Consider the following 11,281-nt stretch of genomic DNA (forward strand, 5'->3'; position numbering starts at 1 on the left):
CCACGGGGACAGGGCGGCCGGCGGGCCGGGGGTCAGGACCGGGACGTGATGTGGTCGAGGACGGCGGCGAACTCCGCCGTCGGGGAGAAGTCCACGTACTCGCAGTCCTCCAGGGCCACGGGGGCGTGGCCGGGCGGCCAGAAGAACGCCTGCCCCGCCTCGTAGACCTCCTCGCCGCCCTTCGTCACCATCTTCAGCCGGCCCTTGAGCATGTAGCCCCAGTGGGGGCAGGGGCACAGGTCGTCGGGCATGCCCTGGAGCGCCGGGCGGAGGTCCGCCCCTCCGGGCAGCCGTACGAACGCGACGGAGAGGTCGCCGCCGGCCGGCTGCGTGCGGAGTTCGACGCCGTCGCCTTCGACCGCCACCGGTGTGTCGCCCCGTGTCATCGCCGTCATGGCCGCCTCGCTTCCTACGGGTGCAGCGGTGCCCCCTCTCCAGCGTGGCCGCGGCGGCCGGGCCGCGCCAGGCGGGCGCGGGCGGCCGGTGCGCGGCGTACCGGATGCCCCGGCGCCGGGGGCGGGGGATGCTGGTTCCGGGCGGTCCGGGACCGCCCCCGTCTCCGGACGGTGGCCGTACGGGAGCGGGTGGTCGCCCGTGTGGGGTGACGGCGAGGCGTACGAGCCGTACATCGGCCGGTGGAGCCGGTGCGTGGCCGAGGAGTTCACCCGCCGGCTGGACGTGCCGGCAGGCGTCGCCTGGTGGGACGTCGGCTGCGGTACGGGCGCCGTCACCCGCGCCGTCCTGGAGGCGGCGGACCCCGCCCGGGTCGTGGGCGCCGATCCGTCGGAGAGCTATCTGCGGTACGCGCGCCGGACCATCGGCGACCCCAGGGCCGGCTTCGTGCGCGCCGACGCCCGCCGGCTGCCCGCACCGGACGGGGCGGCGGGCGCCGCGGTCAGCGGACTGGTCCTCAACTTCGTGCCGGACCCGGCCCGTGCGGTCGCCGAGATGCTCCGGGTGGTGCGCCCCGGCGGCCTGGCCGCGGTGTACGTGTGGGACTACACGCAGGGCGGGATGGGGCTCCTGCGGCACTTCTGGGAGGCCGCCGCGGCACTGGACGCGGACGCCGCGCCGCTGGACGAGCGCGCCCGCTTCCCGCTGTGCGCGCCCGAACCGCTGCGGCTGCTGCTGCGCGGATCCGGGTGGGCCGGTGTCACCGTCGGCGAGATCGCGGTGCCGACCCGATTCCGGGACTTCGCGGACTACTGGGAGCCGTTCCGGGGCGGGCAGGGGCCCGCGCCCTCGTACCTGGCCTCCCTGCCGGAGGCGCGCCGCGACCTGCTGCGGGAGCGGCTGAGGTCGACCCTGCCCGCCGCGGCCGACGGGTCGATCACCCTGTCCGCCCGGGCCTGGACGGCCCAGGGCAGGCGCCCGCCCCGCTGAGGCCACGCCGGGCGGGGGCGGGGCGGTCCGTCGGGGCGCCGCACCCGCCCCCCTTCCCGGGAAGCGCCCGACGCGACATCGGTCGGACCTGCCGCGGACCGGCCCACGGGCGGGCCGCTGACCGGCCTGGCTCAGGCGGGCGGCGTGTGCCGACCGGCCGGCCCACGCGGGCGGGCCGCATCCCGGGCCGGGCCCCGCCGCCGGGGCCGGCAACCGGCCGCCGCTCAGTCCGCGGCGGCCGGCCCGAACGAGAACAGCTCGACCGCCCCGGTCAGTTCCAGCAGCCGCAGCATCTGGTGGCTCGGCGCCGCGAGCCGCACGGCGTGCCCGTCGGCCCGGGCCTTCTCCCTCGCCTCCAGCAGGACGTTGAGGCCCGAGGAGTCGCAGAAGGAGGAGTTGCGGAGGTCGACCACCACGTCCGCGCGGTCCGGCGCCCGGGAGATGGCCGCGTCGAGCGCCGTGCGGAGCTCCGCCACGTGGCCGAGGTCCATCTCGCCGCTCACACGCACCACGCACCGCGCCCCGGGCGGGGGAGGGGCCGCGGGAACCGTTGTGCGCTCTTCGTCGACAGCCATGGCGCACCTCCTCGTACGCGGCGCATCTGCCCCGCGGACCGTGCGCCATGCCCCGCGCGCCCGCGTACGCGCCCGCCGCCGCCCGCCCGCCGCGCCTCCGCGCCCCGCCCGCCCGCACCGTGCTCCGGCTCCCGCAGGCCGCTTCCGCGGAACCCCCGCGGCGTCCTCCGCGCGGCCGTAGCCTGGCGGCGGTCCGCCCGCAGGCGGCTCCCGCACGCCGCCCGCGCCACTCACCGGGAGGATCCGTGACCGACGCCCCCACCGCACGACCCGCCGACGCACCCGCCCGTGACGCGAGCAGCACCCAGGGCTACTGGGACTGCTACGCCGCCGGCTGGGGCGTCCCCGACTGGCCCGACGACAGCCTCTGGCGGGGCTGGACCCAGTACCCGGGCCACGGCCCCGGCCCCGAGCACCTCGGCGACCCGGCCGACATCCTGGAGCTCGGCTGCGGCCCGGCCCTGGAGCTGGTCCACTACGCCCGCCGGGGGATCCCGGTCACCGGCGTCGACCTCGCCCCCGCCCACATCGACGCCGCCCGCGCCCGCTGCGCCGGACTGCCCGCCGAGTTCCACCGGGCCGACGCCGCCGCCTTCCTCGCCGGCACGGAGCGCCGCTGGGCCGCGGCCGTGTCCCGGTTCGGCGCCGTCTGGTTCCACGACCCCCGCCGCCTGCTCCCCCTCATCCGCGACCGGCTCAACCCCGGCGGACTGCTCGCCTTCAGCCACGCGCCCGCCGTACCCGGCTGCCACGGCCCGCAGGGCATGTACCCCGGCGGGCTGCGCGGGCGTCCCATCGCCGTGCGCCGCTGGTCCTACACCCCGCGCACGTGGGCGCGCCTCCTGCACGCCGCCGGGTTCGAGCGCGTCGACGCCGCGGTGCTCCCCGCGCCCGACCCCGCCGACCTCGGCACCCTCGTCGTCCGCGCCTGGCTCCCAGGATCCCCGTAGCCCGGTAGCCCCCTGCTCACCCGGTGCGCAGGTGCGGCCCCGGGACGTACGCCGCCGCGACCACCAGGAGCGTGCCCGCCGTCAGGAGCAGCAGCCCGGACACCGGCCACCCGGCGCGGATCCACAGTGCGCCGGCCAGCCCGCCCGCGAACATCGCGCCCACCGAGGCGGCCCGGCGCGCGGTGGCGGCCGTGCCGCGGGCGAGGAAGGAGTCCCGGCCCAGCAGGGACCCGGCGAGCAGGGCCGTCATGGCCCGGGTGACCAGCGTCGTCGGCAGGTCCGGGACCTGGAGGCGCAGGCTGGTTACGTTCCGGACGCCCATGGCGGCCGACAGGACGCCGACCGCGGCGAGATGCCGGCCCGTGGGCGCCCGGTGGACCGCCGGGACCCCCCACGCGGCGGCGGCCGCCGCCCCGACCAGGACCGCCTCCACGACAAGCGAGAGGATGAACCAGCGGCGCCGGTCGGCCTCCAGCCGGGTCTCCAGCCGGGCGCCGGCCACGGCCCCCGCGAGGAACGCGCCCAGCGACGTCGCGGGCGCCACCACCGACAGGCCGCCCTCGCCGGCGAGGCCGAAGGAGAAGAACAGGACGTTCCCCGTCTGCATGGAGGTGAACACCGGCCCCAGCGCGAGCAGGCTCGCCGCCTCCACCAGCCCCGTCGTCAGAGTGAGCACCACCATGAACGGGGCCAGCACTGACGCGGTCTTCGGCTCCACGGCCCCTCCCGGTCCCCGGGCCCGACGCGCGGCCCGACGCCCCCAGTGTCCGCCGCCGCACCGGCGGCGCGGCGCCGCAACGCCGTCGCCGCGGACGTGGTCCGGTCGGGGCGCATCGCACCGCGCCGCGGCGCGCTTCCCGACGACGGCCGCCGGGAGCGGTCCACGCTCGGACGGGCACACGGACCGGACGCACGGGCGGACGGGTGCCCGGACGGACGGCAGGCCGAACGCCCGCGGAGCGGACCGCGGACGGACGCCCGCAGGCTCGGCACGGGAGGTCGGCACATGGCGGGTCCCCACCCCGTCCCCGCGGTGGGGCGGCCGCGGTGACGGCGCACCGGCTCCGCGGCGCCTGCCGCGCCCACCTGGTGGCGGCCCTCGCCGGCTGCCTGGTGGGCCTGGTCGGAGGGGCGTTCCGGTGGTGTCTGCAGCGGGCCGACGCACTGCGCGGCCGCCTACTGGAGACCGCCGCCGGGCTCGGCGGCCCCGGATGGCTGGTCCCCGTCGCCCTCACCGCGGCGGGAGCGGCCCTCGCCTGCGCCATCGCCCGGCGCGTCCCGTACGCGGCGGGCAGCGGCATCCAGCACGTCGAAGCGGTCTGGCGGGGGGAGAGCGAGGCCCGTACGCCGTGGCTGCTGCTCCCCGCCAAGTTCGTGGGCGGTGTCCTCGCGATCGGCTCCGGGCTGGTCCTCGGACGGGAGGGCCCCGCGGTGCACATGGGCGCCGTGATCGGAGCCGAAGCCGGCCGGCGCACCGGCCTGGGGGCCGACGACACCCGGCTGCTGCACACCTCACTCGCCGGCGCGGGCCTCGCCGTGGCGTTCGCCGCGCCCCTCGGCGGGCTGCTGTTCGTCTGCGAGGAGGTCACCCGGTCCGTGCGGCCGCGGCTCGTGCTGATGACCCTCGTCGGCACGGCCGCCGCCACCGCCGTCTCCGCGCTGATCGCCGGCGGCGCGCCGATCTTCCCCTTCCCCGACGCGCCCGCCCCGCCCGTGTGGCTGCTGCCCGTCTTCCTGCTGTTCGGAGCCACCGCCGGGCTGCTCGGAGCCGCGTACACGGGCCTCGTCACCGGCACGCTGACCCTGTCCGACCGGCTCGCGACCCGGGTGCCCGCCGTCGCCCTCGCGGCCCTGATCGGGGCCGCCGTCGGACTGCTGATGGCGTTCGACCCGCTGCTCGCCGGCGGCGGCGACCCGCTCGGCGGACGGCTCCTGGCCGGCTGGAGCCCGGCCGTCGGCGTCCTCGCCGCCTACCTGGCCGTGCGCTTCGTCGCCGGACCGCTCAGCTACGCCGCCGGCACGCCCGGCGGACTGTTCGCCCCGCTGCTGGCCGTCGGCGCACTGTGGGGCGCCCTCGCGCACGCCGCCGCCGGGCCGCTGCTGCCGGGCCGGGCGGCGGGGTCCGCGGCGTTCGCCGTGGTCGGGATGGCCGCCCTGTTCGCCGCCGTCGTACGGGCGCCCGCCACGGGCATCGTCCTCGTCGTGGAGATGACCGGCGCCACCTCGCTCGTCCTGCCGCTGCTGGCAGCGTGCTTCGCCGCCACGCTCACCGCGGACCGGCTGGGCAGCGAGCCGGTCTACGACCGCCTGCGGCGCCGCATGCGCGAGCGCCCCTGACGCGGGCAAACCCACTGGCGCCGACGCGGTGCCGCGGGTGATCATGCGCCCATGACAGAGCAGCCCGAGCGGTGGACGAAGGCGACCGTTCACCCCGACATGTGGGCCGATCCCGCCGACGACCCCCGCAACAACGAGTCCAGCGGGGACGGCGAACTCGCCACCCTGCTGGACTTCCTGGCGAACTACCGCATCACCCTGCGCATGAAGTGCGAGGGCCTCGACCCCGGACAGCTCGCCCGGCGCTCGGTCCCGCCGTCGACGATGTCCCTGCTCGGCCTGGTCCGGCACCTCGCCGAGGTGGAGCGCGACTGGCAGAACTGGATCACCGACGGGGAGCCGCTGCCCCGGCTGTACGGCCCGAAGGACGCGGACTTCGAAGGGGCTGTCGCCGAACAGCCGGTGGTCGACGCCGCGTACGCCGACCTCGCCCGCGAGCAGGCCGCCACCGACGCCGCACTGGCCCGCCACGCGGACCTCGGCAAGCGGGTCGGCCGCGAGCGGATCGCGGTAAGGGAGCTGATGGTGCACAGGATCGAGGAGTACGCCCGCCACTGCGGGCACGCCGACCTGCTGCGCGAGTGCGTCGACGGCAGGGTCGGCCAGTGACCCGGCCCTGACCGGTTCGCGGCCGACCCACCCGGAGCGGGGTCCGGACGGCGGGCGCCCGGCCGCGCCGCACCGGCGGGGGGCGGCGCCGCGGTCATGGGCGCTCCCGGGTCTCCTCGACGACCGGCACGACCGCCGAGACGCGCCGCCGCCGCAGGACGCTCGCGTACACCGCCAAACCCAGGATGCCGACGCCCATCATGAGCAGTCCGACGACGTCCAGGTTGACGCCCTCCATCTTCCAGTCGCTGGCGAAGGTGAGGATCGCCCCCACCAGGATCAGTGCGATGCAGCCGCCAATGCCGCGCATGGGGTGCTCCCTCCGCGTTCGGGCGAGGTGGTTGGGCCGGCACGCCGGCCGCCGCGGCGGACCGCGGGGGCGAAACGCTGTGCCGAACTGACTTCACAGCCACGCTCCTGCCCCGGAACGGCCGCCCGATGCAGGCCGATCCGGGCCGAGTTCAGCCCGTGGCGGCGCAGCGCAGCCGTCCGGCGTACTGGCGCATCCGCGCCACGTCCTCGGGAAACCAGCCGACCCGCCCCCGCCGCAGAAGTCCACGCCACGGCCTGCCCGTCCTCGGGAACGAGCGGGACCGCCCCGTCCACGACCGCCGCACACGACAGGCCGAGACACGCCGCCACCCCACCGGGGACGTTGCCGCTCCCAGGCCAGGGGGGCAGCCAACGTACCCAGCCCTGCGGCCCCTTGCCGTCGAGCGCACTCCAAGTCCTAGACTGGCGCCGCCCCCACCCCCCACCTGCGACGGAGCACCGGCATGCGCTACCGCGTCCTCGGCAAGACCGGCATCGAGGTCAGCACCCACTGCCTCGGCACGATGATGTTCGGGGGTGTCGGCAACCCCGACCACGAAGACGCCGCCCGCATCATCCGCACCGCCCTCGACGCCGGCATCAACTTCGTCGACACCGCCGACATGTACTCGGCCGGCGAGAGCGAGGAGATCGTCGGCAAGGCGCTCAAGGGAAGACGCGACGACGTCGTCCTCGCCACGAAGGTGCACTTTCCGCTGGGTGAGGGCCGCAACCGCAGCGGCAACTCCCGCCGCTGGATCCTCAAGGCCGTCGAGGACAGCCTGCGGCGCCTGGACACCGACTGGATCGACCTCTACCAGGTGCACCGCCCCGACCACACCACCGACATCGAGGAGACGCTGTCCGTCCTCGGCGACCTGGTGACGGCCGGGAAGATCCGGACCTTCGGCTGCTCCACGTTCCCCGCGGAGGACCTCGTCGAGGCGCACCACGTCGCCGAGCGGCGCGGGCTGATGCGGATGCGCACGGAGCAGCCCCCGTACTCGATCCTCGCGCGCGGCGTCGAACGGTCCGTGCTGCCGACCGCGCAGCGCCTCGGCATGGGCGTGCTGACGTGGTCGCCGCTCGCGTCCGGGTTCCTCTCCGGGGCCGTCCGGCAGGGCCGGCCCGTGGACCTGACCGCCGGCCGCGCCGCGCGCACCCCGCACCGCTTCGACCCCGCCCTCCCGGGCAACGCCGCCAAGTTCGCGGCGGTCGAGCAGCTCGTCGCCCTCGCCGAGGAGATCGGCTGCACCCTCCCGGAGCTGGCCGTCGCGTTCCCGCTCGTCCACCCGGCCGTCACCTCGGTGATCATCGGCCCGCGCACGGGAGACCAGCTGACCTCGCTGCTCAAGGGGGCCGACCTCCTGCTCGACGACACGGCCCTCGACCGCATCGACGAGATCGTGGCGCCCGGCACCGACCTCTACCGGGCCGACGGCGTCTGGCAGCCGCCGTCGCTGACCGACACCGCCGCGCGCAGGCGCCCGCCCGCGGACCGCCCGGCCGCCGCCTGACGCATGCCTGCGCGTCCGCGTCCGAACCCGGTCAGCCGTCCCGGTGCTCCGGGGACCGGTGGGCGTGCCAGTCCGCGAGGCCGCCGGCGCCCAGCACGCCGACATCGGCGGCCAGTTCGGCGCGCGTACGGGTGCGCAGTTCGCGGCGGGCGATACGGGCGACCACCACCGGGAAGAGCGGTCGCAGCGGCTGGCACCACCGCAGCCAGGGCGGCGCGTACACGGCCGGGGAGCGGCGGGCGATACCGTCGGCCAGCCAGGCCGCGACCTCCTCGGGCGGGTGGACGCGGCGGGCGATGCCCGGCTGGTGGCGGCGCAGGGCCCGCAGGACGGGGTGGTCGTCGATGCCGCTGACCATGTCGGTGCCGGTCCAGTGGACGTAGGCGATGCCGACCGCCACCCCGTCCGGCTCGACCTCGCCCCGCAGCGCCAGCGCGAACGACTCGACGCCCGCCTTGGACGCGCAGTAGGCGCTCATCATGGGCGCCGAGCCCAGCGCGGCGGTCGAGGCGACCTGGAGGAAGTAGCCGCGCGTGCGCGTCAGGTGGGGCAGGAAGGCGCGGGCGGTGTTGGCGGAGCCGGTGAGGTTGACGTCGATGACCCGCTGCCACAGGTCGGCGGCGGTGTCGGCGAAAGGCCCGCCGACGGCGATGCCGGCGTTGGCGGCGACCACACTGGCCGGGCCGAGCCGCTCCTCCACGTACCGGGCGGCGGCGCGGAGGGCCGCGTCGTCGGTGACGTCCGCTTCGAAGCAGACGCTCCGGTTCGGCAGGGCGGCGGCCGTGGCGCGCAGGGACGCCTCCTCGCGGCCCAGCAGCGCCACGTGCATTCCGGCCCCGGACAGGTTCCGCGCCAGCGCCGCCCCGATCCCGCGCGCGGCGCCGGTGACGACCGCGACCCGCCCGCGCAACGGCGAACCGTCCCGGTGCCGACCGCCGGAGAGGGTCTCGCGCATCCCGTCCTCATTTCCTCCGCGGGGGATCCGACGGACGCCGATCGTCCCCCTCCACCGCCCGCCATCCCGGCACGACACGCCCCCGCTTCACCCCGGCCGCCCGAACCACCCCTCGTTCCGCCGACCGGGCCACCGAGCCCCCCGGAGAGAAGCCCGGACGCGCCTGGGAAGATCAGCGGATGCCCGAGGAACCGAACCTGCTGTCCCGCCTGTGGCCGCTCGCGCCGTCCGGGGCCACCGACTGGCTGCCGGAGGTGTGCGGTGACGGACTGACCGGGTTCATGCCTCCGGCGATGCCTGACGCGGTGTGGGTGCTGAACGCCATGTACGAGCACGAGCAGGGGCCGACCGAGGTGTCGTACGACGAGTACCACCGGGCCCGCCGTGCCGACGGGAGCACCCGGCCGCACCGTCTCGGAGGCACCGACCTCGACGCCGTGGGCATCGCCACGGGGGGAGGCCTGGGCCGTGCCCGGCACCCGGGCCCCGGCTGGCGCCGGCTGCGCTGGGCCGAGCTGGCGCGACGGACCGGCGATCCGATGGTGCCCGACGGGCTCCTGCCGTCCCACCGCTGCTTCCCCTCGGCCAGGAAGAACGGCAGCTGGCCCGTGGGCATCGTCCCGCCGACCGAGGGAAGCCTGGACCGGGAGACCTGGAGCCGGCTGGTTGCCGCCCTGGCCGCGCACAGTCCCGCAGGCCCGGACACCCGCTGCCTGGCCTACTACAACCCGCTGGTGCTCGGAGCCACCGACTTCGACGACCTCCGCGTGCACGCGGGCCGGCTCGGCGACGCCGAAGCCCTGTACGACCTGTCCGAGGCGGACTTCAGCCCGTCCAACCTCTGGGCGGAGGACCGCTCCTGGATCCTCTGCACCGACTACGACCTGTGGGGCACCAAGGTCGCCGGTCCCCCCGCCGTCGTCGAGGCCCTGCTGGACGACCCGGACATCGAGGCGGTCCGCCTGCCCTGGGCACACTGACGGCGAGCCGCGGCCCGACCGCCCCGCAGGGGGGGCGGTCAGCCGAGGGTGACCACGCGGGCCCAGCGCGGCGGCTCGTCCGGCCGGTGGTCGGGTCGTCCTCGTACGGGGTGCCGGGCGGCATCGGGCGGGGGAAGGGACCCGCCACCGTCCGGCACGGCGGGGGGTCGGGCGGCCGGGGGGTCTGGCCGTCGGTGAGGGCCACGACGACGTCGGGCCGGGGGCGGTAGCGCAGCGCCTGCCTGAAGCCCCGGCGGAGGTCCGTGCCCCCGCCGCCGACCAGCGGGATCCCCTCGGCCCGGCCCAGGGGCCCCACCACCCGGGCCGCGGCGTCGAAGGTCGGTACGGTCACCAGGCCCCGGCGGCCGCCCACGGCCCGGCAGATCGCGGCGACTTCGAGGAGCGCACTCCCGAGTTCGTCGTCGCTCACCGGACCCGGCGTAGACCGCCCCGGCCGGATCCGCCAGGCATGTCCGGCGGGGCGGGGAAGGCGACCGGCAGGAGTGGCTCATTCTCGACGCAGCGCCGGCGGGCATCGGAAGAATCTCACCTCGCAACAGGCGGTGATCGAACACCCAGCCGGGCCGCGGTCGAACGCGCGCCCGGGGCCAGGCCGTTCACCGATCCCCCCAGCAAGGTGAAGAGGTACCTCGATGACAACTTCCCGCGTCAAGCGCCACACGGCCCGCGCGCTCTCCGTGGCGCTGTCGGCGTGCGCGGTCGCCGCGGCGACGGCCCTCCCGGCGGCCGCCGCGGACCAGCCCACCCGCGAGCTGCTCATGGCGGACTGCCGGTCGGGCGAAGGCAAGTGCTCGTTCAACTCGCCGAAGCTCGGCGAGGCGTACCTGGGCGAGTTCCGCCAGGTCTCGAACTCGCTCTACAACTGCAGCACGTCCGACGCGACCCAGTCGATGACCTGGGACGACACGGTCGGTGCGACGGACTCGCTCGGCGTCTCCGTCACGGCGGGCGGCAACATCGCCGGGCTCGTCGACCTGAGTGTTACGGCGAGTTACAGCCACAGTTGGTCGAGCAGCCACTCCGAGAGCAGCTCGCTCAACATGACGGTGAAGCCGGGCGAGGTGGGCTGGATATCGCGCGCCCAGGTGATGCAGAAGGTCACCGGCACGTGGCAGACCCACTACGACAGCCCCAAGTGGGGCCACTACTACTGGTTCTTCCAGGACACGGTCACCGGCCCGGCCAAGAACGGCACGGACGGCAAGAGCAACGCGGTCGTGGTCAAGACCCGGAAGATGACCGCCGCGGAGAAGCGTTCCTGCACGGACGGCTCGGCCAACGGCAAGGCGTTCGTCCAGGCCCGCTAGGCAGAAGGCGGCGCAAAGGCGGCCCCGGCCCTGCTCCCCGCAGGACGGGGGCCGCCCCCCGCACCCCGGACGGCCGCATGGTGTGCGGGCGGCGGGGCGCCACTCCGGGGGCCGGCGGCCGCGCCCCCGCCAGGGCGAACCCATCCGTGTGTACCGTGCGTGATCGACGACCGCGCACGGTGATGCGGAGGGGAGTCCTCATGTCCGTGCTGAAGGACCCGTCGGCCCAGTCCACGGCCGTCTGCCACGTGTTGCCCAGCGGCTTCAGGGTGTCCGAGTAGCCGTTGCCGGCCACCATGTACGGCACGCGGCCCACGGAGGCGCATCCCCGGAAG

Annotated in this window: 12 protein-coding genes and 1 pseudogene; 7 read left to right on the plus strand and 6 right to left on the minus strand. The window is 76.2% G+C overall.

Annotated features, from left to right (window positions below):
* Positions 1-32: 32 nt before the first annotated feature.
* Entirely contained in the window at positions 33-395 is a 363-nt protein-coding gene (locus ACZ462_RS14765) for a cupin domain-containing protein (RefSeq protein WP_467806427.1), read from the minus strand.
* A 199-nt stretch (positions 396-594) separates the two neighbouring features.
* Here ACZ462_RS14765 and ACZ462_RS14770 point away from each other — a divergent pair, with 199 nt between their 5' ends.
* Positions 595-1,383: a class I SAM-dependent methyltransferase gene (locus ACZ462_RS14770; protein WP_467806426.1), complete on the plus strand. Its 789-nt coding sequence runs from the start codon at positions 595-597 to the stop codon at positions 1,381-1,383.
* A 224-nt stretch (positions 1,384-1,607) separates the two neighbouring features.
* On the opposite strand, the gene ACZ462_RS14775 is transcribed toward ACZ462_RS14770, so the two are convergent.
* Positions 1,608-1,958: an STAS domain-containing protein gene (locus ACZ462_RS14775; protein ID WP_467806425.1), complete on the minus strand. Its 351-nt coding sequence runs from the start codon at positions 1,956-1,958 to the stop codon at positions 1,608-1,610.
* A 245-nt stretch (positions 1,959-2,203) separates the two neighbouring features.
* Here ACZ462_RS14775 and ACZ462_RS14780 point away from each other — a divergent pair, with 245 nt between their 5' ends.
* The gene (locus tag ACZ462_RS14780; protein ID WP_467806424.1) at positions 2,204-2,908 is read left to right on the plus strand and encodes a class I SAM-dependent DNA methyltransferase; all 705 of its coding nucleotides are present in this window, start codon (positions 2,204-2,206) and stop codon (positions 2,906-2,908) included.
* Positions 2,909-2,924: 16 nt separating this feature from the next.
* Here the strand turns inward: ACZ462_RS14780 and ACZ462_RS14785 are convergent, their stop codons facing one another.
* Complete coding sequence (locus ACZ462_RS14785) at positions 2,925-3,626, minus strand: YoaK family protein (RefSeq protein ID WP_467806423.1); 702 nt, start codon at positions 3,624-3,626, stop codon at positions 2,925-2,927.
* A 329-nt stretch (positions 3,627-3,955) separates the two neighbouring features.
* On the opposite strand from ACZ462_RS14785, the gene ACZ462_RS14790 reads away from it, so the two are divergent.
* Positions 3,956-5,245 carry a ClC family H(+)/Cl(-) exchange transporter gene (locus ACZ462_RS14790; RefSeq protein WP_467806421.1) on the plus strand — a complete coding sequence of 430 codons (1,290 nt, stop codon included), beginning with the start codon at positions 3,956-3,958 and terminating at the stop codon, positions 5,243-5,245.
* A 51-nt stretch (positions 5,246-5,296) separates the two neighbouring features.
* Positions 5,297-5,854 carry a DinB family protein gene (locus ACZ462_RS14795; protein WP_467806420.1) on the plus strand — a complete coding sequence of 186 codons (558 nt, stop codon included), beginning with the start codon at positions 5,297-5,299 and terminating at the stop codon, positions 5,852-5,854.
* Between the two features lie 94 nt (positions 5,855-5,948).
* Here the strand turns inward: ACZ462_RS14795 and ACZ462_RS14800 are convergent, their stop codons facing one another.
* On the minus strand, positions 5,949-6,164 hold the full coding sequence (locus ACZ462_RS14800; protein ID WP_125547364.1) for a hypothetical protein: 216 nt from the start codon (positions 6,162-6,164) through the stop codon (positions 5,949-5,951).
* Between the two features lie 466 nt (positions 6,165-6,630).
* Between ACZ462_RS14800 and ACZ462_RS14805 the strand changes: the two genes are divergently transcribed.
* Complete coding sequence (locus ACZ462_RS14805) at positions 6,631-7,683, plus strand: aldo/keto reductase (RefSeq protein WP_467806417.1); 1,053 nt, start codon at positions 6,631-6,633, stop codon at positions 7,681-7,683.
* A 31-nt stretch (positions 7,684-7,714) separates the two neighbouring features.
* Here ACZ462_RS14805 and ACZ462_RS14810 read toward each other — a convergent pair whose 3' ends face one another.
* Positions 7,715-8,638 carry an SDR family oxidoreductase gene (locus ACZ462_RS14810; protein WP_467806416.1) on the minus strand — a complete coding sequence of 308 codons (924 nt, stop codon included), beginning with the start codon at positions 8,636-8,638 and terminating at the stop codon, positions 7,715-7,717.
* 179 nt (positions 8,639-8,817) lie between these two features.
* Between ACZ462_RS14810 and ACZ462_RS14815 the strand changes: the two genes are divergently transcribed.
* The gene (locus tag ACZ462_RS14815) at positions 8,818-9,618 is read left to right on the plus strand and encodes a hypothetical protein (RefSeq protein ID WP_467806414.1); all 801 of its coding nucleotides are present in this window, start codon (positions 8,818-8,820) and stop codon (positions 9,616-9,618) included.
* 38 nt (positions 9,619-9,656) lie between these two features.
* On the opposite strand, the pseudogene ACZ462_RS14820 reads toward ACZ462_RS14815, so the two are convergent.
* Positions 9,657-10,081: pseudogene (locus tag ACZ462_RS14820) on the minus strand (VWA-like domain-containing protein); the annotation flags it as partial.
* 190 nt (positions 10,082-10,271) lie between these two features.
* Here ACZ462_RS14820 and ACZ462_RS14825 point away from each other — a divergent pair.
* Positions 10,272-10,946 (plus strand): hypothetical protein, encoded by a 675-nt coding sequence (locus tag ACZ462_RS14825; protein WP_467806413.1) that lies wholly within the window; start codon positions 10,272-10,274, stop codon positions 10,944-10,946.
* The last annotated feature ends 335 nt before the right edge of the window (positions 10,947-11,281 follow it).

The sequence above is a fragment of the Streptomyces sp. NPDC031121 genome, assembly GCF_055570615.1.